This is a genomic window from Yersinia sp. Marseille-Q5920 (genome assembly GCF_946902935.1).
In the GTDB taxonomy this organism is placed as follows: Bacteria; Pseudomonadota; Gammaproteobacteria; order Enterobacterales; family Enterobacteriaceae; genus Yersinia; species Yersinia rochesterensis.
The window spans coordinates 1-18,834 of the sequence record NZ_CAMPQA010000003.1; the positions used below are offsets into that span (position 1 = coordinate 1).

An 18,834-nucleotide genomic window follows, 5' to 3' on the forward strand; every position below is an offset into this window, starting at 1 on the left:
TGTTTGATTTGCTATGAGTTAACATAGCGATGCTCAAAGATTACTTTCTGCAAATATGCATTCGAACCGAAGTTCAAATGTGTACTGCTTTGGTCACTCTTCAAGACTTTGATATTTCTTCTGCCTGCCGAAACAGGCTTCGATATCGTCTTGCGAGTGCCCACACAGATTGTCTGATAAATTGTTAAAGAGCAGCGCGTTAGCAACCCGTGGTTGGTAACGCGAGGTGCGCATATTACGCTTTCCTCATTCAGAGTCAACTACTAATTTCGTTGATTTTCTCTGTTCTCTTCGCCGGCCACTCAACTACTTGATTCGTTGTGTGCCGTCTCGATGGATGCGCATTATAGGGAGTCGAATTTTTTGCACAACACTTTTTTCGCGTTTTTCTTCTGTTTGAATACTTTTCACTCCTTACGTGCAGATCTTGGTCGATCCGCTGTGTTTTCATGGCGATCCCCACCGCCGATTGGTTGTAATTCCACCAGCAAAGGCTAGTATTGCCGGTAAAGTACTTTCTTATAAAGAGGCTATTATTATGTCTGATGCTATTCGCCCTTATCTTCATTACTTACCTACGCTAGGTGAACGAGTCATGATCGATAGATCCAGTGTGATCATTGGTAATGTTATTTTGGGTGATGATGTCAGTGTCTGGCCGTTAGTTGCCATTCGTGGTGATGTTAATCAGGTTAGCATTGGCGCACGTTCTAATATTCAAGACGGTAGCGTGTTACATGTTACCCATCACTCAGAACATAATCCCAAGGGGAATCCGCTGATTATTGGCGAAGATGTGACTGTCGGACATAAAGCCATGCTCCACGGTTGTACCATTGGCAATCGGGTATTAGTGGGAATGGGCTCCATCGTATTAGATGGTGCTATTGTAGAAGATGATGTGATGATTGGAGCGGGTAGTTTAGTTTCTACTGGAAAAAAACTGGTTAGCGGCCACCTTTATATGGGCAGCCCAGCCAGACAAGTCCGCCCTTTAACGCCCGCTGAATTAGAAGGCCTACTTTATTCTGCGGGTAACTATGTGCGCTGGAAAGATGACTATCTGGCAGAAACCAAATAGAGATTAATTTCTGATGCAGGGAATTAACCATATCTTCCCTGCATTACTCCGTGACTTTCTATTTACCTAACTCATCACGCAGCTGATTTAATACAGGGGTAATTTCAGGTATCACACCATGCCATAACTGAAAAGCATGCGCCGCCTGCCCCACCAGCATGCCCAAACCATCGGCATAGTTCGTCACCCCCAAGCGCGTACTCCAGGTTAAAAATGGCGTAATATCAGCCTGATAGAACATGTCGTAACAACGGGTTTGTGGGCTAATAATATCTATAGGCAGGTTTGGTACTTCACCATGAATGCCTGAGGCTGTCGCATTGATGATTAAATCAAACTGCTGCCCACTCAGATCTTGCATCTCGATAGCATCTATATCCCCTAAATGATGGAATACTTCTGCAAGTTGCTGCGCGCGAGCATAAGTCCGGTTAGTGATAACAACCTTACAGCCATAGGAAAGTAAAGGAAGGATAACACCCCGAGCCGCCCCACCAGCCCCCACCAATAGGATACGGTCGGTTGTTTGGATCAGACCCTGTCGCTCAAGATCACTGAGCAAACCAATGCCATCGGTGTTATCACCCAACAAGCGCCCATCTTTTAATTGCTTAATAGTATTGACGGCACCGGCCAGTGACGCGCGATCGGTCAATTCGTCGCACTTTGCATGAGCACGTTCTTTAAACGGTGTCGTTATGTTCGCGCCTATCGCTCCGCCCGCAAAAAAAGACGTTAATGTCTCTTCAAAAGTTTCATTAGGAGCCAAAACCATACCGTAACGATGTTCAATGCCCGTTTGCTCAGCAAAGAGCGCATGGATCCTTGGTGACTTACTGTGCCCAATTGGGTTACCAAACACTGCAAACTTCTGATCCATGCTATTTCCTATCCTTGACGAAATTGTTTACCGGTTAAAGCATCTCTAATCTCAGATGGATTCAAACGCCCGCCAACTAAACCAGTGAATACGGGCAGTGAAACACCAAACTGTATTCTGACTTCTTCAGTTGTACGGCAAGGTTCTTGGCCACTTAAGTTAGCGCTGGTTGAAACCAACGGTTTGCCATACTGCGAGCAAAGCTGCTGTACAAGTGGGTGGTCACTGACTCTCACGGCTAATGAATCAAAGCTGCCCGTTAGCCAGCGCGGTGTTTCAGGGCGGGCAGGAATAACCCAAGTTACCGGCCCTGGCCAACAGGAAAAAATAGCCTCTCGCTGGGCGTCACTTAGTGCCGCGTCATTCACATACGGTTTTAACTGTTCATAATTGGCGGCAATTAGAATCAGCCCTTTCTGCCATGGCCGCTGTTTTAATGCTAATAATGCATTAACAGCCTTTTCACTATCAGGATCACAGCCCAGCCCGAACACAGCCTCTGTCGGGTAGGCGATAACCTCTTCTTGTTGCAATGCCCGCAACACATCCGCCAAAACGGCACTATTCTCTGGCTTACTCACGTTGTTATTACTCACTGACTACTGCCTTCCCGCATAACTTGCTGGCGCAAAAACGTTTTACGCCTTGTGCTGTTTTCTTTTCCATTAACAATGGATAGTGGCAATAAACACACTCTCCAGTAATGGGTTGCTGATTAATTGTAAACTGGCAATCGGGATAACGATTGCAAGCATGGAAGACTTTTCCAAACCGAGATTTGCGCTGTAGCAATTTTCCTTGCCCACATTGTGGACAGTCTATTGATGTTTCATCCGGTTTATCAATAACTTCGGTATGATCGCATTGCGGATATTGGCTACAACCAATAAACATACCAAAACGTCCTTGCCGCAACACCATTTCTGAACCACATTCAGGGCAATGTTGCCCTTCCAGAACTTTCACGATATGGCCGTCAGATTGCGCTTTCAGCGGGCGCATGTACTGGCAACCTGGATAATGTGAGCAACCAAGGAATGGGCCATGACCGCCGCTACGAATGACTAACGCCGCTCCGCACTCCGGACACGACCCATTATCCTTAGCAGTAACTGTTTTTGTCATAACGCCTTCTATATAAAGTTATTTGCCAGTGATATTACCACTTAGTGCAAATAACCTTCATTGACTTCAAAAAGTAACTCTTCCATCTGCTGATAGGCGCTTTCATAACCCGGAATGTTAAACAGCACCATTAACACAACCCATTTGAGATCCTCTAGGTCAATCTCATTCGAGTCCAATGCCATAATACGGTCGATAACCATCTCACGGGTATCAAGGTGTAATACCTGAATTTGTTCAAGAAACAGGATAAAACCACGGCAAGTGGCATCCAGACGTTGACACTCTTCCGCCGTATAAATACGCAGTGCTTGCGGATCAGCAGCATAGAGATAAGGTGCTTTCTGCCCCTCTTGTAGGTCGGCGAGAGCCTCTAACCAGTTCAGGGCGTTGTTGATATCCTCACGATAGAAACCTGCTTGTGCAAGATCATCAGTAATCCTGTCTTGATCAACAAGCATTTCCGACTCGTTATGCATATAAGTTTCAAATAAGTAAATTAGAACGTCGAACATGGCCTGCCCTCCTTAATCGGACATAGCCGCCGGGTACAGCTGCGATCCACCCTGCTAACTCCAGTTCGAGCAATTTGCTAACGATATCTGGCACAGGTTGGCCGGCACGTTCGGCGACGACATCAACGGGTGTCACCTCATCTCCTACGTTAGCCAACACATCGGCAAATGGCAATTCAACTTGCCCCTCAGATGAAGAAATAATTACTTTGTCGGGCAATGATATCCATTGCAGCGAACCGCCAACCTGTTCAGCAACCTCATGAGCAGATTTGGCCAAGTATGCCCCCTGCTGAATTAGCCAGTGAACCCCCTCACTGGTTGCGCTGCCGAGTGGCCCCGGAAGTGCAAAAACATCTCGGCCTTGATCCATAGCATAGCGGGCAGTAATTAAAGAGCCACTTTTCATTGTTGCTTCAACAACTAACACTGCGGAACTTAATCCGCTGATAATACGGTTTCTTCGAGGAAAATGAGCGGCGATAGGTAATGCTGTTGTCAGAAACTCGGAGACTAAAGCCCCACCTTGATACTCAATTTCGCGCGCTAATTGACTGTGACGACGTGGGTATATGTGCTCCAATCCACTACCTAATACAGCAATGGTTTTTCCTTTAGCATTCAGGGCCGCCTTATGGCAGATTCCGTCAATCCCCACAGCCAGACCACTGGTAATGACTAACCCAGTTTGAGCCAATTCTGAAGCGAAATATCGCCCCCACTGTTCGCCATAATGGCTAAAATGGCGACTGCCCACCATGGCAATTTGTGGCCGATAAAGGGCATCAAGTTCACCGGAAACAAAAATCATCAGGGGAGCAGTAGAAATATGAGCTAAACGCGGTGGATAGCCAGGCTCGCCGTATGTGAATAAGTAATGCGAGGGGTGATCCAGCCAGGTCAGGGTGGCGTCAATATAATGGGGATCGACCTGAGTAAATTGCTGACATTGCTGGGGATCTAACCCATAGGCGGCCAATCTCCCAAGGTGAACATCACCGCTGGCCAGTAACCGCCTTACCAATGCGCTGCTTTTTATTGCCCCGAGCCCTTTGACGTAGCTCATCCTGAGCCATAATTCTGCCGCTAGCATATCGCCTCCCTGGCATATTTCCTAAACTGACGCCGATTTGTTCAATTGGTAGACGATGCTGTCAATCATGGCCGGAAATGTCTAGAATAGAGATTGAATATCATTCACTACTCGGACGCAGATCTAGATATTTATGTCAGTATTACAAGTATTACATTACCCAGACGAGCGGCTGCGCAAAATTGCAGCGCCGGTAAAAGAAGTTAATGGTGAAATCCAGCGTATCGTGGACGACATGTTCGAAACCATGTACGCAGAGGAAGGTATTGGCCTTGCTGCAACACAAGTGGATGTTCACCTGCAAATTATCGTCATCGATGTCTCGGAAAATCGTGACCAACGTTTAGTGTTGATTAACCCTGAACTGTTGGAAAAAAGCGGTGAAACCGGTATTGAAGAAGGTTGCTTATCCATTCCAGAGCAACGCGCGTTAGTTCCTCGGGCTGAAAAAGTCAAAATCAGGGCGCTGGATCGTGACGGTAAACCGTTCGAGCTAGAAGCTGATGACTTATTGGCGATTTGTATCCAGCATGAAATGGATCATTTGGTGGGCAAACTGTTTGTGGATTATTTATCTCCACTGAAACGTCAGCGTATCCGCCAGAAGCTGGAGAAAATGGCCAAGCTAAATGCTCGAGCCGACTAACTGACTCTAATACAGGAAACCTATTAATTGCAGGAAACCAATGTGTTTGACTCTTTGCGGATTATTTTTGCCGGAACTCCTGACTTTGCAGCGCGCCATTTAGGCGCGTTGTTGTCTTCTCAACATCAGATTGTGGGGGTTTTCACACAACCTGACCGCCCAGCAGGCCGAGGAAATAAGCTTACCCCAAGCCCGGTGAAGGTATTAGCTGAACAACACAACATTCCCGTTTTTCAGCCAAAATCATTACGCCTGGAAGAAAATCAGCACTTAGTTGCCGATCTTAACGCGGATATTATGGTGGTGGTTGCTTATGGCTTGATTCTGCCGGCATCTGTTTTAACCATGCCGCGATTAGGCTGTATTAATGTCCATGGTTCCCTGTTGCCGCGCTGGCGTGGTGCTGCTCCGATCCAACGCTCATTATGGGCCGGCGATGCAAAAACCGGTGTGACTATCATGCAGATGGATGCCGGGCTGGATACCGGTGATATGTTGCATAAGATTGAGTGTGATATTCAGCCAGAAGACACCAGTGCGACACTGTACGATAAATTGGCGCAACTTGGCCCTCAGGGCTTATTAGTCACACTGCAACAGTTGGCCGAAGGCCGTGCACAGCCCGAAGTACAGGACGAAGCGCAAGTAACCTATGCAGAAAAACTGAGCAAAGAGGAAGCCAAACTAGATTGGTCACTTTCTGCTGTTCAGTTAGAGCGTTGTATTCGCGCCTTCAATCCTTGGCCAGTCAGCTATTTCGTTGTTGATGCGCAGCCGATCAAAGTTTGGCAAGCACAAGTGCTCGCGACTATTGACAATGCCGCTCCTGGAACAATCATTCAGGCCGATAAGCATGGCATTCAAATTGCCACCGCTGATGGTGTTTTGAATATCACGCAACTGCAACCGGCTGGAAAGAAAGCGATGTCAGCAGCAGATTTGTTAAATTCGCGGCGCGAATGGTTTACTCCCGGTAACCAGTTAGCATAAAAGATCTATTTAATCATATACCCAACGGGTATAAGTTTCATCGCCCGATACTTCATCATCGGGCTACTTTCCCTTTATTTGCTGACGTTTGTCGGCTTTTTTGGTTATGAAAAACACATATAATCTCCGCAGCATCGCTGCCAAAGCAATTAGCCAGGTATTGGATCAGGGGCAATCGCTCAGTACCGTTTTACCTGGGCTACATAAAAATATTTCCGATAAAGATCGCGCATTGCTGCAGGAGTTGTGTTTTGGCACTTTGCGTGTTTTACCGCAGCTCGAATGGTGCATCAAGCAATTAATGGCACGCCCGATGACGGGCAAACAGCGCGTTTTTCATTATTTGATTATGGTTGGACTTTATCAGCTGATATACACGCGCATTCCCCCTCATGCAGCGCTGGCGGAAACAGTTGAGGGGGCTACCGCATTGAAACGCCCCCAATTAAAAGGGTTAATTAATGGGGTACTGCGCCAATTCCAGCGCCAGCAAGTGGAATTATTAGAGCGAGCTGCAAATAACGAGAGTCACTACCTGCATCCAAGCTGGCTACTGGCGCGGATTAAACACGCCTATCCAGATCAATGGCAGCAGATTTTGGACGCAAATAATCAAAAACCGCCAATGTGGCTGCGCGTAAGCCGGCTACATCATTCACGTAGTGAATACCTTGAGCTGTTGAAGCAAGCTAATATTGATGCTCTACCTCATGATCTTTATCCTGATGCTGTTCGCCTTATTACACCTTGTGCTGTCGGCGCTCTCCCCGGTTTTGAACTCGGCTGGGTAACAGTGCAAGATGCATCCGCACAAGGCTGTGTTGATCTGCTTGATCCCCAAAATGGTGAACAGATCCTCGATTTGTGTGCCGCTCCAGGGGGTAAAACAACTCATATATTGGAAGCAGCGCCAAAGGCCCATGTATTAGCTATCGATATAGATGAACAGCGTCTCAGCCGAGTTAAAGAGAACTTACAACGTCTGAAATTACATGCGGACGTGCGAGTCGGTGATGGCCGAACCCCGGATGAATGGTGCGGTGATCAGCAATTCGACCGAATTCTGTTAGATGCCCCTTGCTCAGCAACCGGGGTTATTCGCCGGCATCCCGATATCAAATGGTTGCGCCGAGACAGCGATATTGCCGACCTGGCCCAACTTCAATCTGAGATACTTGAAGCTATCTGGCCTAAACTAAAACAAGGTGGCGTAATGGTTTATGCTACCTGCTCTATATTGCCAGAAGAGAATCAGCAGCAGATAGCCGCTTTCCTGCAACGGCACAGTGAAGCAGAATTGGTCGAAACCGGTACAACTTCAGCGCCCGGTAGACAAAACCTGCCACATCCTGAGGATGGCGATGGTTTTTATTATGCAAAGTTGATCAAAAGATAGTCGTGGCCTTTGCTGCCTCAAACCTAATTTCAGTGTGAAACAGAGAGCGCTATGAAAATAATTATTCTTGGGGCGGGGCAAGTCGGCGGTACCCTGGCAGAAAATCTGGTAGGTGAGAACAATGACATCACGGTCGTTGATGTCGACTCTGGTCGGCTACGCCAGCTACAAGATAAATTTGATCTTCGAGTCGTGCAAGGGCATGGGTCGCACCCGCGTATTTTGCGGGAAGCTGGGGCAGAAGATGCCGATATGTTGGTAGCAGTGACTAACTCAGATGAAACTAATATGGTTGCCTGCCAAATAGCTTACTCGCTATTTAACACACCAAATCGTATCGCTCGCATTCGTTCGGCTGAATATATTCGTGAAGCAGATAAACTATTTCTACCGGAAGCGGTTCCTATTGATCATTTAATCTCACCGGAACAGTTAGTTATAGATTACATCTATAAACTTATCGAATATCCGGGTGCTTTGCAGGTGGTGAATTTTGCTGAAGGTAAAGTCAGCATTGCGGCGGTCAAAGCCTATTATGGCGGGCCACTAGTCGGGAATGCATTATCATCTTTACGTGAACATATGCCGCATATTGATACTAGAGTCGCGGCAATATTTCGTCAAGATCGGCCAATTCGTCCGCAGGGTTCGACAATTATTGAAGCGGGTGATGAAGTATTCTTTGTTGCTGCCTCGCAGCATATCCGGGCCGTAATGAGTGAATTGCAACGGCTGGAAAAACCCTATAAGCGCATCATGATTGTTGGTGGTGGAAATGTAGGGGCGGGCTTAGCGTTACGATTGGAAAAAGATTACAGCGTAAAGTTAATCGAACGCGACCAGCAACGTGCGGCTGAATTAGCAGAAATGCTGCACGATACTATCGTATTTTATGGTGATGCATCAGATCAGGAATTGTTAGCAGAAGAACATATTGAACAGGTTGATGTTTTCATCGCCATTACCAATGATGATGAAGCAAATATTATGTCAGCTATGTTGGCAAAACGCATGGGCGCTAAAAAGGCAATGGTACTAATCCAGCGCAGTGCCTATGTCGACCTGGTTCAGGGAAGTGTTATTGATATTGTTATATCGCCACAACAAGCTACTATTTCCGCATTATTAGGCCATGTCCGCAAAGCCGATATTGTCAGTGTCTCGTCATTAAGACGAGGTGTTGCTGAAGCAATAGAAGCTATTGCCCACGGTGATGAAACAACATCAAAAGTGGTAGGCCGAATGGTTGAAGATATAAAGCTGCCGCCGGGTACAACTATTGGGGCAATTGTTCGTGGTGACGAAGTTATTATTGCAAATGGTAACTCCGTTATTAAGCAGGGCGATCATGTAATAATGTTTATTACTCACAAAAAATTCGTCCCTGATGTGGAGCGGCTGTTCCAGCCAAGTCCGTTCTTCTTGTAATTAATGATGATTAAATTAAAACTATTCCCATTGAGAATGGAAAAATTTTCCTATAATTATGGCTGTATCCAGTTTTATTTAGCTAAGATTAAGTAGTTCATTTTAAAGGGGGGTGTTAGTTATGAGTTTTATGAAGGAATTTCGTGAATTTGCCATGCGTGGCAATGTGGTCGACTTGGCTGTCGGGGTAATTATTGGAGCTGCATTTGGCAGAATTGTCTCCTCACTTGTTGCCGATATCATTATGCCACCATTAGGTTTATTGCTCGGTGGGGTCGATTTCAAACAATTCCATTTCGTATTACGTGCCGCCGAAGGAACTATACCTGCTGTTGTAATGAATTATGGTAGTTTTATTCAAAGCGTTTTTGATTTCGTCATTGTCGCACTCGCTATTTTCTCAGCCGTTAAACTAATGAATAAACTACGTCGCGAAAAAGCGGAAGAACCTGCAGCGCCGCCAGCACCAACAACAGAAGAAAAACTGCTTGCTGAAATTCGTGACCTACTGAAAGCGCAACAACCAAAATAATTTCAGCTTTATTAAATGTAGAAAGCCATCAATATTGATGGCTTTTTTATTGCTTTCAAATCAGGAGGCCAGTGGTAATAAATCTATTGATTGCTTACCACTGGCCTCCCAGTTACCGCCTTTACCGTGTTTTTCTTTACGCTGGTAGCTTCCTTTGCCTTTAGCATTCTTCTCAATACGTTGCCTAAATAGTGGATCATGGAGCAGGGCTTCCAGCGCATTGTCTTTAATTTTTCCTTTAGTATGCCGATATGTCGTCATAGTAGTACCTCACCAATGAAATATTGATCAAAAAACACACGAATAATACTGCCTATAAATACGGATAAAAACCCATCCTCTAAAAAAATTTAGTCTCTAGCTAACTCTTCAGTTGCCCCTTGCTCCAGTGCCTCCAAAATTGAGCAATAAGTCGTGGCGTGCGTACTACCGCAACACGCATTACTAAGTCGTTTTAAAGACTCCTGCATCTTTTTCAACTCTATGATCTTGCTTTCCACATCATGTAGCCGAGAATCTACAATCGCCTTAGACTCTTGGCATGTGTGATGTTCCGGATCAACACGGATCGACAATAACTCAGCAATTGTTTCTAATGTAAAACCAAGCTGCTTTGCATAACGAATGAAACGTAAACGCTGCAAATCTTGTTCAGTGTAAAGTCTGTAGCCACCTTCCGTACGTTCGCCATGCTCCATCATGCCTTGCTTTTCGTAATAGCGAATAGTATCTGGCGTGACATCTGCAAGTTTAGCGAGTTGCCCAATTTTTAGCATGCATTACTCCTCTTTGGACAGCTTATCTGCCACTTTGTGCTGATACTCTTTGTGTAAAAAGTCCGTGCTAAACCCCGCTTGCTTTAATCTTAGTTCCAGTAGGACCAGTCTTTTATGCAAGTTAGGGTAATCTTGGTGTTGTTTATCCAGTTGCGATAATAAATCAGTGATAGTCAGTGCTTCCTGACGATCCTGCAATTCAGGAGGAAGATATCCGGCATTCTTCAATAATCTATAGCCAGCTCTTAGTTCAGGAGGAACAAGGCGGTCATCATCAAGCAACAAGGGTTTGCCATTTCCCGAAAGATTATCCAGTTCTCCATTCTCTTGAGCATTAATAATGTGTCTTTCAGCCCATTCATCGACTAATCCCATATATCCTCCAATCAGCCCCATAAAATGGAGTGCTAGTTAAGATTAATGGATTGGCAGATAAATAATAAGTGGCACGGTGTAAAGAGATGAAGAATGGAAACCATGTTGCTGAATTCTGGACGTAAAAAAACCGGGCAAGCCCGGTTTTTTTACGCGTTTACAGATTACTCTGCAGCAACTACTTCTGCTTGCGATGCAGCACGATCAACTAACTCGATGTAAGCCATCGGTGCGTTGTCGCCTGCACGGAAGCCACACTTCAGAATGCGAGTGTAACCACCGGCGCGGCTCGCGAAACGCGGGCCTAGCTCGTTAAACAGTTTTGCCACGATCTCGTTATCACGAGTGCGGGCGAATGCCAGACGACGATTAGCTACGCTGTCGGTCTTGGCAAGAGTAATCAGCGGCTCAACAACGCGACGCAGCTCTTTCGCTTTCGGCAGGGTCGTCTTGATTATCTCATGACGAACCAAAGAGCCGGCCATGTTACGGAACATAGCCTGGCGATGGCTGCTGTTACGGTTCAGTTGACGACCACTCTTACGATGGCGCATGACCTTATCCTTCTCAGTAAAACCTTAACCTGTGATCCGGTTACTCGTTATCAGCAATGCTAGCCGGCGGCCAATTTTCTAGGCGCATGCCTAAAGAAAGACCACGTGATGCAAGCACGTCTTTAATCTCAGTAAGAGATTTTTTACCCAGGTTAGGCGTTTTCAGCAACTCAACCTCGGTACGCTGTACCAGATCACCGATGTAGTGGATAGCTTCTGCCTTGAGGCAGTTAGCAGAGCGGACAGTCAATTCCAGATCGTCAACAGGGCGCAGCAGGATCGGATCAAACTCTGGCTTCTCTTCTTTAACTTCCGGCTGACGTACATCACGTAGGTCAACGAAAGCTTCAAGCTGTTCAGCCAAGATAGTTGCCGCACGGCGGATCGCCTCTTCAGGATCGATCGTACCATTGGTTTCCATCTCGATAACCAACTTGTCCAGGTCGGTACGCTGTTCTACACGCGCTGCTTCAACATTGTAGGCAATTCGCTCTACAGGGCTATAGCATGCGTCTACTAACAGACGACCAATCGGGCGCTCATCTTCTTCCGAATGAATTCGGGCAGAAGCCGGCACATAACCACGACCACGTTGAACTTTGATACGCATACTAATAGATGCGTTTTCATCGGTCAGGTGGCAGATAACGTGCTGCGGCTTGACGATTTCGACATCACCATCATGGGTGATATCGGCTGCAGTCACAGGGCCAATGCCAGACTTATTCAGGGTAAGAATAACTTCATCTTTGCCCTGAACTCTCACCGCCAGCCCTTTCAGGTTGAGCAGGATCTCCAGGATATCTTCCTGTACGCCTTCTTTGGTGCTGTACTCATGTAGTACACCATCAATCTCAACCTCGGTCACAGCGCAACCCGGCATAGATGAAAGCAGAATACGGCGCAGTGCGTTGCCGAGAGTATGGCCAAAGCCACGCTCTAACGGCTCAAGGGTCACCTTGGCATGCGTCGAACTCACTTGCTCGATATCTACCAGGCGCGGTTTTAGAAACTCTGTCACAGAACCCTGCATTGTGTCCTCTCTTTGGTACTAAGCTTTACTTGGAGTAAAGCTCGACGATCAGGTGTTCGTTAATGTCCGCAGACAGATCAGTACGTTCAGGAATACGTTTGAACACACCTTCCATCTTGACAGCATCAACTTCCAGCCAAGTCGGCTTTTCACGCTGCTCAGCCAGCTCCAAAGCTGCCTTAACACGAGACTGCTTTTTAGCTTTCTCACGGATGCTGACTACGTCATTCGGAGATACCTGATAAGAAGCGATGTTAACAACGCGACCATTTACCATGATAGCTTTATGACTAACCAGCTGACGTGATTCAGCACGAGTTGCGCCAAAGCCCATACGGTAAACTACGTTATCCAGACGGCCTTCCAGCAATTGCAACAGGTTTGCACCGGTGTTGCCTTTCAGACGTGCTGCTTCTTTATAGTAGTTACGGAATTGACGTTCTAGAACACCATAGATACGGCGAACTTTTTGTTTTTCACGTAACTGCACACCGTAGTCAGACAGACGCGGTTTACGCGCACCGTGCTGGCCAGGTGGTTGTTCAATCTTACACTTGGTGTCAATCGCGCGAACGCCAGACTTAAGGAACAGGTCTGTGCCCTCACGACGGCTCAGCTTGAGCTTAGGACCCAAATATCTTGCCATTTTCTCTCTCCAACAAACCTAAAAGCAGCGTTATACGCGGCGCTTTTTCGGCGGACGACAACCGTTATGAGGGATCGGAGTCACATCAGTAATATTAGTGATGCGAAAACCAGCCGCGTTTAACGCACGGATAGTAGACTCACGGCCCGGACCAGGTCCTTTAACCATAACTTCCAGATTCTTGATACCGTATTCTTTCACTGCGTCAGCGCAGCGCTCTGCTGCAACTTGCGCTGCAAACGGAGTAGACTTACGAGATCCACGGAAACCGGAACCACCTGCTGTTGCCCAACCCAATGCGTTACCTTGACGATCTGTAATGGTAACGATGGTGTTGTTGAAAGAAGCATGGATATGAGCCACACCGTCAGAGACTGTCTTTCTTACACGCTTGCGTGCACGAATAGGTGCCTTTGCCATTATTCAATCACCCCGATTATTTCTTGATCGGTTTACGCGGACCCTTACGGGTACGTGCGTTGGTCTTAGTACGCTGACCGCGAACTGGTAGACCACGACGATGACGCAAACCACGATAAGTCCCAAGGTCCATCAGACGCTTGATGCTCAGGGTCACCTCACGACGCAGATCACCTTCTACAACGTACTTGGCAACTTCGTCACGCAGCTTCTCGATTTGCTCTTCAGACAGCTCACTGATCTTAACATTTTCAGCAATACCCGCAGCAACACAGATAGCCTGTGAACGGGTCTTACCGATGCCGAAGATCGCTGTTAAAGCGATAACGGTATGTTTCTGATCAGGAATGTTAATGCCTGCTATACGGGCCACTATGCACTCCTACTATTTTATACAGCAATACCATTCTGAAAAGCCCGTTTTCAGGATACTCAAATAGCATTGCAGTCACATACAAAAGATTGGCTGGCTAATCTAGCCAGCTCAACCCAACTTTGCAAGAAAAATATGCAAGATAAATCAGCCTTGACGCTGTTTATGCTTTGGTTCGGCACTGCAGATTACGCGAACGACACCGTTACGCTTAACAATTTTGCAGTTACGACATAATTTCTTGACGGAAGCACGAACTTTCATTTTTACTCTCCGTAACTTCTCAAACATCCCTGAATTAGCGGTTATAGCCTTTCAGGTTTGCTTTCTTCAATGCAGACTCGTACTGACTAGACATCATCAGAGTTTGCACTTGAGCCATAAAGTCCATGATGACCACCACTACGATAAGTAGGGAGGTACCACCAAAGTAAAATGGTACTTTCATCGCGTCACGCATGAACTCCGGGATCAGGCAGATGAAAGTAATATACATCGCACCAATTAAGGTTAGACGCGTCATTACTTTATCGATGTACTTCGCCGTTTGCTCTCCCGGACGAATTCCTGGCACGAATGCACCGGACTTCTTCAGGTTATCTGCTGTTTCACGTGGGTTAAACACCAACGCCGTGTAGAAGAAACAGAAGAAGATGATTGCAGACGCATAGAGTAACACATAAAGCGGCTGTCCTGGCTGCAAATACATCGAAATAGTCGTCAGCCAGTTCCAACCTGTTCCGCCCCCGAACCATGATGCAATCGTGGCAGGGAACAGAATTATGCTGGAAGCAAAGATTGCAGGGATAACCCCGGCCATATTCACTTTCAACGGTAAATGTGTGCTCTGTGCTGCATAAACACGACGACCTTGTTGACGTTTAGCATAGTTAACGACGATACGACGTTGACCACGTTCAATGAAAACAACGAAGAAGGTTACTGCAAACACTAATACTGCAACCAACAGCAACAGGAGGAAGTGCAGGTCGCCTTGCCGAGCTTGCTCGATGGTATGGGCTATTGCAGGTGGAAGACCGGCAACAATACCAGCAAAGATTATGATTGAAATACCGTTACCGATACCACGCTCAGTAATCTGTTCGCCAAGCCACATTAGGAACATCGTCCCTGTGACCAAGCTAACAACAGCGGTAAAATAGAAAGCAAAGCCTGGGTTGATTACCAGACCTTGCATCCCAGGCATATTCGGCAGACCGGTAGCAATACCGATCGATTGGAATATAGCCAATACCAACGTGCCATAGCGGGTGTACTGACTAATCTTACGACGGCCAGCCTCCCCTTCTTTCTTTATTTCTGCCAACGCCGGATGAACCACAGTTAGCAGTTGGATAATAATCGATGCCGAAATATACGGCATGATACCCAAGGCAAAGATAGAAGCACGACTGAGAGCACCACCAGAGAACATGTTAAACATTTCAATGATGGTCCCTCTCTGCTGCTCGAGCAATTTAGCAAGCACAGTGGCATCGATACCAGGAATCGGAATAAAAGAGCCGATACGGAAAACAATAAGCGCACCGATAACAAACAAAAGTCTGCGCTTCAGTTCGCCTAATCCGCCTTTAGCACTTTGAAAATCTAATCCTGGTTGCTTAGCCATCTGCTACTTATTCCTCAATTTTACCGCCAGCAGCTTCGATAGCAGCACGAGCGCCTTTGGTGACACGCAGACCACGCAGAGTTACCGCACGAGTGATTTCGCCTGAAAGCATAACTTTCGCGAACTCAATCTGGGTACCAACAACGTTAGCGGCTTTCAGCGTGTTCAGGTCGATTACGTCGCCTTCCACTAAAGCCAGTTCAGACAGACGAACTTCTGCCGTGATCATAGCTTTGCGAGAGGTGAAGCCGAATTTCGGCAAACGACGATATAAAGGCATCTGACCACCTTCAAAACCACGACGTACGCCACCACCAGAACGTGAGTTCTGACCTTTGTGACCACGACCAGCGGTTTTACCCAGGCCAGAACCGATACCACGACCTACACGCTTCGGCGCATGCTTGGCACCTTCAGCCGGAGACAGAGTATTTAAACGCATCTGTTACTCCTCAACTTTAACCATGTAGGAAACCAAGTTGACCATACCACGCACAGCAGGAGTATCCTCACGCTCTACAGTATGACCAATACGACGCAGACCTAAACCGATCAGAGTTGCCTTGTGTTTCGGCAAACGACCGATACTGCTTTTTGTTTGAGTTACTTTAATAGTCTTTGCCATGGTTATTTCCCTAGAATTTCTTCGACGGACTTACCACGCTTAGCAGCGACCATTTCTGGGGATTTCATATCTTCTAAAGCTGCGATAGTTGCACGAACCACGTTAATCGGGTTAGTAGAACCATATGCTTTAGCTAAAACGTTATGAACCCCTGCAACTTCCAAGACGGCGCGCATTGCACCACCGGCGATGATACCGGTACCTTCAGAAGCTGGTTGCATGAATACACGGGAACCTGTGTGAGCACCTTTAACAGGGTGCTGCAGAGTGCCGTTATTCAAAGCAACATTAATCATAGCGCGACGGGCTTTTTCCATCGCTTTTTGGATCGCTGCCGGAACTTCGCGTGCTTTGCCGTAGCCAAAACCAACGCGACCGTTACCATCACCAACTACTGTCAGTGCGGTAAAGCTGAAAATACGGCCACCTTTTACGGTTTTAGATACGCGGTTTACCGCGATCAGCTTTTCCTGCAGTTCGCCAGCTTGTTTTTCGATGTGAGACATCTTACACCTCTACCTTAGAACTGAAGGCCAGCTTCACGGGCAGCATCTGCCAGTGCCTGGACTCGACCATGATATTGGAAACCGGAACGGTCAAAGGATACTTTCGTGATCCCTTTTTCCAATGCGCGCTCTGCAACAGCTTTACCTACAGCTGCGGCGGCATCTTTGTTGCCGGCGTACTTCAATTGCTCATTGATAGCTTTTTCTACAGTAGAAGCTGCTACCAAAATTTCAGAACCGTTTGGTGCAATAACCTGCGCGTAAATATGGCGTGGGGTACGATGTACCACCAGGCGAGTCGCACCCAGTTCTTTGAGCTTGCGGCGTGCGCGGGTCGCACGACGGATACGAGCTGCTTTCTTATCCATAGTGTTACCTTACTTCTTCTTAGCCTCTTTGGTACGCACGACTTCGTCGGCGTAACGGACACCCTTGCCTTTATAAGGCTCAGGACGACGGTAGGCACGTAAATCTGCTGCAACCTGACCAATCACCTGCTTATCAGCGCCTTTCAGCACGATTTCAGTTTGGGTCGGGCATTCAGCAGTAATGCCAGCCGGCAATTCATGGTCAACTGGATGAGAGAAGCCTAAAGCTAAATTCACCACGTTGCCTTTAACTGCGGCACGGTAACCTACACCTACCAATTGAAGCTTCTTAGTGAAGCCTTCGGTAACACCAACGACCATTGCATTAAGCAGTGCACGAGTGGTACCCGCTTGGGCCCAACCGTCTACAGCGCCTTCGCGTGGAGCGAAAGTCAATGTATTTTCTTCTTGCTTAACTTCAACAGCGCTATGGACGGTACGAGTCAGCTCGCCGTTCTTACCCTTTATCGAAATAACCTGACCGTTGAGTTTTACCTCTACGCCGGCAGGAATGACGACGGGTGCTTTTGCAACACGAGACATTCTTTCCTCCCGAATTAAGCTACGTAGCAGATAATCTCGCCACCAAGACCAGCTTGGCGAGCTGCACGATCGGTCATAACACCTTTAGAGGTAGAAATAACAGCGATACCCAAACCGGCCATAACTTTTGGCAGCTCATCTTTTTTCTTATAGATGCGCAGACCTGGACGGCTGATACGTTGAATGCTTTCTACCACTGCCTTACCCTGGAAATACTTAAGTGCTAATTCCAGAACAGGCTTGGTGTCGCCTTCGATTTTAAAATCTTCAATAAAACCTTCTTCCTTCAGAACGTTGGCAATTGCCACTTTCAGCTTGGAGGAAGGCATGGTGACCGCGACTTTGTTTGCGGATTGACCGTTACGGATACGGGTCAGCATATCCGCGATCGGATCTTGCATGCTCATCTGTCTTTACTCCCGTGATTCAATTGGTGACAATTACCAGCTAGCCTTTTTAAGGCCCGGGATTTCACCGCGCATTGCGGTTTCACGGACTTTAATACGGCTCAACCCGAACTTCCGCAGGAAACCATGCGGACGACCAGTTTGGTTGCAGCGGTTACGCTGACGGGACGGGCTGGAATCACGCGGCAGAGACTGCAGCTTCAGAACAGCATTCCAACGATCTTCGTCGGATGAGTTCACACCAGAGATAATAGCTTTTAATTCCTCGCGTTGAGCGCGGTATTTGTTAGCTAGTTTCACGCGAACGACTTCGCGTGCTTTCATTGATTGCTTAGCCATCAGTAACCCTACCTTACTTGCGGAATGGGAATTTAAAAGCAGCCAACAATGCACGGCCTTCATCATCGGACTTCGCAGTAGTGGTAATGGTAATATCCAAACCACGTACACGATCGACTTTATCGTAGTCGATTTCCGGGAAGATGATCTGCTCGCGCACACCCATGCTGTAGTTACCACGGCCATCGAATGACTTAGCGGACAAGCCACGGAAGTCACGGATACGTGGAACAGCAATGGTAATCAGACGCTCAAAGAATTCCCACATGCGTTCGCCACGCAGGGTTACTTTACAGCCGATCGGATAGCCCTGACGGATTTTGAAGCCTGCAACAGATTTGCGTGCTTTGGTGATAAACGGCTTTTGACCGGAGATTGCTGCCAAGTCAGCTGCTGCATTATCCAGCAGTTTCTTGTCAGCGATCGCTTCACCAACACCCATGTTCAGGGTGATCTTCTCGACCCGAGGGACTTGCATGACAGAGTTGTAGCCAAACTGAGACATCAGTTGTTTGACTACCTCGTCTTTGTAGTAATCATGCAGTTTCGCCAT

30 protein-coding genes are annotated in these 18,834 nt (G+C 47.1%); 6 read left to right on the forward strand and 24 right to left on the reverse strand.

Annotated elements, in window-relative coordinates; all coding sequences use genetic code 11:
- Nucleotides 1–93: 93 nt before the first annotated feature.
- Nucleotides 94–234, reverse strand: a complete 141-nt coding sequence (locus OVO64_RS05190; protein WP_162928760.1) for a hypothetical protein — start codon at nucleotides 232–234, stop codon at nucleotides 94–96.
- Between the two features lie 304 nt (nucleotides 235–538).
- Between OVO64_RS05190 and OVO64_RS05195 the strand changes: the two genes are divergently transcribed.
- Entirely contained in the window at nucleotides 539–1,081 is a 543-nt protein-coding gene (locus tag OVO64_RS05195; RefSeq protein ID WP_038637086.1) for a gamma carbonic anhydrase family protein, read from the forward strand.
- A 58-nt stretch (nucleotides 1,082–1,139) separates the two neighbouring features.
- On the opposite strand, the gene aroE is transcribed toward OVO64_RS05195, so the two are convergent.
- The 5 genes from aroE to dprA are packed head-to-tail and all read right to left on the reverse strand — an operon-like array spanning nucleotide 1,140 to nucleotide 4,694.
- The gene (aroE, locus tag OVO64_RS05200) at nucleotides 1,140–1,961 is read right to left on the reverse strand and encodes a shikimate dehydrogenase (RefSeq protein ID WP_038637088.1); all 822 of its coding nucleotides are present in this window, start codon (nucleotides 1,959–1,961) and stop codon (nucleotides 1,140–1,142) included.
- Nucleotides 1,962–1,969: 8 nt separating this feature from the next.
- Entirely contained in the window at nucleotides 1,970–2,542 is a 573-nt protein-coding gene (gene tsaC, locus OVO64_RS05205) for an L-threonylcarbamoyladenylate synthase type 1 TsaC (RefSeq protein ID WP_038639902.1), read from the reverse strand.
- A 7-nt stretch (nucleotides 2,543–2,549) separates the two neighbouring features.
- Nucleotides 2,550–3,086 (reverse strand): type I DNA topoisomerase, encoded by a 537-nt coding sequence (locus OVO64_RS05210; protein ID WP_038637090.1) that lies wholly within the window; start codon nucleotides 3,084–3,086, stop codon nucleotides 2,550–2,552.
- 41 nt (nucleotides 3,087–3,127) lie between these two features.
- On the reverse strand, nucleotides 3,128–3,601 hold the full coding sequence (locus OVO64_RS05215; protein WP_038637092.1) for a DUF494 family protein: 474 nt from the start codon (nucleotides 3,599–3,601) through the stop codon (nucleotides 3,128–3,130).
- A complete protein-coding gene (gene dprA, locus OVO64_RS05220; protein WP_038637094.1) occupies nucleotides 3,573–4,694 on the reverse strand; it encodes a DNA-protecting protein DprA in 1,122 nt (373 codons plus the stop codon). Before dprA ends, OVO64_RS05215 begins: the two co-directional genes overlap by 29 nt.
- A gap of 133 nt (nucleotides 4,695–4,827) precedes the next feature.
- On the opposite strand from dprA, the gene def reads away from it, so the two are divergent.
- The 5 genes from def (at nucleotide 4,828) to mscL (ending at nucleotide 9,686) form a co-directional block, all read left to right on the forward strand.
- On the forward strand, nucleotides 4,828–5,340 hold the full coding sequence (gene def, locus OVO64_RS05225) for a peptide deformylase (protein ID WP_004391400.1): 513 nt from the start codon (nucleotides 4,828–4,830) through the stop codon (nucleotides 5,338–5,340).
- A 42-nt stretch (nucleotides 5,341–5,382) separates the two neighbouring features.
- Nucleotides 5,383–6,330 (forward strand): methionyl-tRNA formyltransferase, encoded by a 948-nt coding sequence (gene fmt, locus OVO64_RS05230; RefSeq protein ID WP_038639905.1) that lies wholly within the window; start codon nucleotides 5,383–5,385, stop codon nucleotides 6,328–6,330.
- Nucleotides 6,331–6,436: 106 nt separating this feature from the next.
- A complete protein-coding gene (rsmB, locus tag OVO64_RS05235; RefSeq protein ID WP_038637096.1) occupies nucleotides 6,437–7,726 on the forward strand; it encodes a 16S rRNA (cytosine(967)-C(5))-methyltransferase RsmB in 1,290 nt (429 codons plus the stop codon).
- A 51-nt stretch (nucleotides 7,727–7,777) separates the two neighbouring features.
- Nucleotides 7,778–9,154 (forward strand): Trk system potassium transporter TrkA, encoded by a 1,377-nt coding sequence (gene trkA, locus OVO64_RS05240; protein WP_038637098.1) that lies wholly within the window; start codon nucleotides 7,778–7,780, stop codon nucleotides 9,152–9,154.
- A gap of 121 nt (nucleotides 9,155–9,275) precedes the next feature.
- Nucleotides 9,276–9,686 carry a large-conductance mechanosensitive channel protein MscL gene (gene mscL, locus OVO64_RS05245; protein ID WP_004391404.1) on the forward strand — a complete coding sequence of 137 codons (411 nt, stop codon included), beginning with the start codon at nucleotides 9,276–9,278 and terminating at the stop codon, nucleotides 9,684–9,686.
- Nucleotides 9,687–9,746: 60 nt separating this feature from the next.
- On the opposite strand, the gene OVO64_RS05250 is transcribed toward mscL, so the two are convergent.
- From OVO64_RS05250 to rplE, 18 genes are all read right to left on the reverse strand, one after another.
- Nucleotides 9,747–9,947 carry an alternative ribosome-rescue factor A gene (locus OVO64_RS05250; RefSeq protein WP_038637100.1) on the reverse strand — a complete coding sequence of 67 codons (201 nt, stop codon included), beginning with the start codon at nucleotides 9,945–9,947 and terminating at the stop codon, nucleotides 9,747–9,749.
- 89 nt (nucleotides 9,948–10,036) lie between these two features.
- Entirely contained in the window at nucleotides 10,037–10,462 is a 426-nt protein-coding gene (zntR, locus tag OVO64_RS05255) for a Zn(2+)-responsive transcriptional regulator (protein WP_038637102.1), read from the reverse strand.
- A 3-nt stretch (nucleotides 10,463–10,465) separates the two neighbouring features.
- Nucleotides 10,466–10,837 carry a DUF1992 domain-containing protein gene (locus OVO64_RS05260; protein ID WP_038637103.1) on the reverse strand — a complete coding sequence of 124 codons (372 nt, stop codon included), beginning with the start codon at nucleotides 10,835–10,837 and terminating at the stop codon, nucleotides 10,466–10,468.
- 164 nt (nucleotides 10,838–11,001) lie between these two features.
- Nucleotides 11,002–11,391: a 50S ribosomal protein L17 gene (gene rplQ, locus OVO64_RS05265; RefSeq protein ID WP_004391407.1), complete on the reverse strand. Its 390-nt coding sequence runs from the start codon at nucleotides 11,389–11,391 to the stop codon at nucleotides 11,002–11,004.
- Between the two features lie 40 nt (nucleotides 11,392–11,431).
- Nucleotides 11,432–12,424 carry a DNA-directed RNA polymerase subunit alpha gene (locus OVO64_RS05270; RefSeq protein WP_004709232.1) on the reverse strand — a complete coding sequence of 331 codons (993 nt, stop codon included), beginning with the start codon at nucleotides 12,422–12,424 and terminating at the stop codon, nucleotides 11,432–11,434.
- Nucleotides 12,425–12,449: 25 nt separating this feature from the next.
- Nucleotides 12,450–13,070 (reverse strand): 30S ribosomal protein S4, encoded by a 621-nt coding sequence (gene rpsD, locus OVO64_RS05275; protein ID WP_002218949.1) that lies wholly within the window; start codon nucleotides 13,068–13,070, stop codon nucleotides 12,450–12,452.
- A 30-nt stretch (nucleotides 13,071–13,100) separates the two neighbouring features.
- Entirely contained in the window at nucleotides 13,101–13,490 is a 390-nt protein-coding gene (rpsK, locus tag OVO64_RS05280; RefSeq protein ID WP_004709234.1) for a 30S ribosomal protein S11, read from the reverse strand.
- A 16-nt stretch (nucleotides 13,491–13,506) separates the two neighbouring features.
- Entirely contained in the window at nucleotides 13,507–13,863 is a 357-nt protein-coding gene (rpsM, locus tag OVO64_RS05285; protein WP_004391410.1) for a 30S ribosomal protein S13, read from the reverse strand.
- Between the two features lie 147 nt (nucleotides 13,864–14,010).
- Complete coding sequence (gene rpmJ / locus OVO64_RS05290) at nucleotides 14,011–14,127, reverse strand: 50S ribosomal protein L36 (RefSeq protein ID WP_002227352.1); 117 nt, start codon at nucleotides 14,125–14,127, stop codon at nucleotides 14,011–14,013.
- Between the two features lie 34 nt (nucleotides 14,128–14,161).
- Nucleotides 14,162–15,493, reverse strand: coding sequence for a preprotein translocase subunit SecY (secY, locus tag OVO64_RS05295; RefSeq protein WP_002213344.1), 1,332 nt, complete (start codon nucleotides 15,491–15,493; stop codon nucleotides 14,162–14,164).
- A gap of 7 nt (nucleotides 15,494–15,500) precedes the next feature.
- Complete coding sequence (gene rplO / locus OVO64_RS05300) at nucleotides 15,501–15,935, reverse strand: 50S ribosomal protein L15 (RefSeq protein ID WP_004391411.1); 435 nt, start codon at nucleotides 15,933–15,935, stop codon at nucleotides 15,501–15,503.
- A gap of 3 nt (nucleotides 15,936–15,938) precedes the next feature.
- Complete coding sequence (gene rpmD / locus OVO64_RS05305; protein WP_002213339.1) at nucleotides 15,939–16,118, reverse strand: 50S ribosomal protein L30; 180 nt, start codon at nucleotides 16,116–16,118, stop codon at nucleotides 15,939–15,941.
- Nucleotides 16,119–16,120: 2 nt separating this feature from the next.
- Nucleotides 16,121–16,624, reverse strand: a complete 504-nt coding sequence (gene rpsE, locus OVO64_RS05310; protein WP_002213337.1) for a 30S ribosomal protein S5 — start codon at nucleotides 16,622–16,624, stop codon at nucleotides 16,121–16,123.
- A 14-nt stretch (nucleotides 16,625–16,638) separates the two neighbouring features.
- The gene (gene rplR, locus OVO64_RS05315) at nucleotides 16,639–16,992 is read right to left on the reverse strand and encodes a 50S ribosomal protein L18 (protein ID WP_004391413.1); all 354 of its coding nucleotides are present in this window, start codon (nucleotides 16,990–16,992) and stop codon (nucleotides 16,639–16,641) included.
- Between the two features lie 9 nt (nucleotides 16,993–17,001).
- Entirely contained in the window at nucleotides 17,002–17,535 is a 534-nt protein-coding gene (gene rplF, locus OVO64_RS05320; protein WP_004391415.1) for a 50S ribosomal protein L6, read from the reverse strand.
- 14 nt (nucleotides 17,536–17,549) lie between these two features.
- Nucleotides 17,550–17,942: a 30S ribosomal protein S8 gene (rpsH, locus tag OVO64_RS05325; protein WP_032820216.1), complete on the reverse strand. Its 393-nt coding sequence runs from the start codon at nucleotides 17,940–17,942 to the stop codon at nucleotides 17,550–17,552.
- Nucleotides 17,943–17,975: 33 nt separating this feature from the next.
- Nucleotides 17,976–18,281, reverse strand: coding sequence for a 30S ribosomal protein S14 (gene rpsN / locus OVO64_RS05330; protein WP_004391418.1), 306 nt, complete (start codon nucleotides 18,279–18,281; stop codon nucleotides 17,976–17,978).
- Nucleotides 18,282–18,294: 13 nt separating this feature from the next.
- Nucleotides 18,295–18,834 (reverse strand): 50S ribosomal protein L5, encoded by a 540-nt coding sequence (gene rplE, locus OVO64_RS05335; protein ID WP_004391419.1) that lies wholly within the window; start codon nucleotides 18,832–18,834, stop codon nucleotides 18,295–18,297.

Coding starts and splice junctions, on each gene's coding strand:
- zntR (WP_038637102.1), bottom strand. CDS start 10,462: ATGCTAAAAATTGGGCAACTCGCTAAACTTGCAGATGTCACGCCAGAT.
- rpsK (WP_004709234.1), bottom strand. CDS start 13,490: ATGGCAAAGGCACCTATTCGTGCACGCAAGCGTGTAAGAAAGACAGTC.
- rplE (WP_004391419.1), bottom strand. CDS start 18,834: ATGGCGAAACTGCATGATTACTACAAAGACGAGGTAGTCAAACAACTG.
- OVO64_RS05250 (WP_038637100.1), bottom strand. CDS start 9,947: ATGACGACATATCGGCATACTAAAGGAAAAATTAAAGACAATGCGCTG.
- OVO64_RS05190 (WP_162928760.1), bottom strand. CDS start 234: ATGCGCACCTCGCGTTACCAACCACGGGTTGCTAACGCGCTGCTCTTT.
- OVO64_RS05195 (WP_038637086.1), top strand. CDS start 539: ATGTCTGATGCTATTCGCCCTTATCTTCATTACTTACCTACGCTAGGT.
- rpsH (WP_032820216.1), bottom strand. CDS start 17,942: ATGAGCATGCAAGATCCGATCGCGGATATGCTGACCCGTATCCGTAAC.
- mscL (WP_004391404.1), top strand. CDS start 9,276: ATGAGTTTTATGAAGGAATTTCGTGAATTTGCCATGCGTGGCAATGTG.
- rpsD (WP_002218949.1), bottom strand. CDS start 13,070: ATGGCAAGATATTTGGGTCCTAAGCTCAAGCTGAGCCGTCGTGAGGGC.
- rplO (WP_004391411.1), bottom strand. CDS start 15,935: ATGCGTTTAAATACTCTGTCTCCGGCTGAAGGTGCCAAGCATGCGCCG.
- aroE (WP_038637088.1), bottom strand. CDS start 1,961: ATGGATCAGAAGTTTGCAGTGTTTGGTAACCCAATTGGGCACAGTAAG.
- rpsE (WP_002213337.1), bottom strand. CDS start 16,624: ATGTCTCACATCGAAAAACAAGCTGGCGAACTGCAGGAAAAGCTGATC.
- OVO64_RS05260 (WP_038637103.1), bottom strand. CDS start 10,837: ATGGGATTAGTCGATGAATGGGCTGAAAGACACATTATTAATGCTCAA.
- rpsN (WP_004391418.1), bottom strand. CDS start 18,281: ATGGCTAAGCAATCAATGAAAGCACGCGAAGTCGTTCGCGTGAAACTA.
- rsmB (WP_038637096.1), top strand. CDS start 6,437: ATGAAAAACACATATAATCTCCGCAGCATCGCTGCCAAAGCAATTAGC.
- OVO64_RS05210 (WP_038637090.1), bottom strand. CDS start 3,086: ATGACAAAAACAGTTACTGCTAAGGATAATGGGTCGTGTCCGGAGTGC.
- dprA (WP_038637094.1), bottom strand. CDS start 4,694: ATGCTAGCGGCAGAATTATGGCTCAGGATGAGCTACGTCAAAGGGCTC.
- rplR (WP_004391413.1), bottom strand. CDS start 16,992: ATGGATAAGAAAGCAGCTCGTATCCGTCGTGCGACCCGCGCACGCCGC.
- OVO64_RS05270 (WP_004709232.1), bottom strand. CDS start 12,424: ATGCAGGGTTCTGTGACAGAGTTTCTAAAACCGCGCCTGGTAGATATC.
- rplF (WP_004391415.1), bottom strand. CDS start 17,535: ATGTCTCGTGTTGCAAAAGCACCCGTCGTCATTCCTGCCGGCGTAGAG.
- OVO64_RS05215 (WP_038637092.1), bottom strand. CDS start 3,601: ATGTTCGACGTTCTAATTTACTTATTTGAAACTTATATGCATAACGAG.
- rpmD (WP_002213339.1), bottom strand. CDS start 16,118: ATGGCAAAGACTATTAAAGTAACTCAAACAAAAAGCAGTATCGGTCGT.
- trkA (WP_038637098.1), top strand. CDS start 7,778: ATGAAAATAATTATTCTTGGGGCGGGGCAAGTCGGCGGTACCCTGGCA.
- def (WP_004391400.1), top strand. CDS start 4,828: ATGTCAGTATTACAAGTATTACATTACCCAGACGAGCGGCTGCGCAAA.
- rplQ (WP_004391407.1), bottom strand. CDS start 11,391: ATGCGCCATCGTAAGAGTGGTCGTCAACTGAACCGTAACAGCAGCCAT.
- rpmJ (WP_002227352.1), bottom strand. CDS start 14,127: ATGAAAGTTCGTGCTTCCGTCAAGAAATTATGTCGTAACTGCAAAATT.
- secY (WP_002213344.1), bottom strand. CDS start 15,493: ATGGCTAAGCAACCAGGATTAGATTTTCAAAGTGCTAAAGGCGGATTA.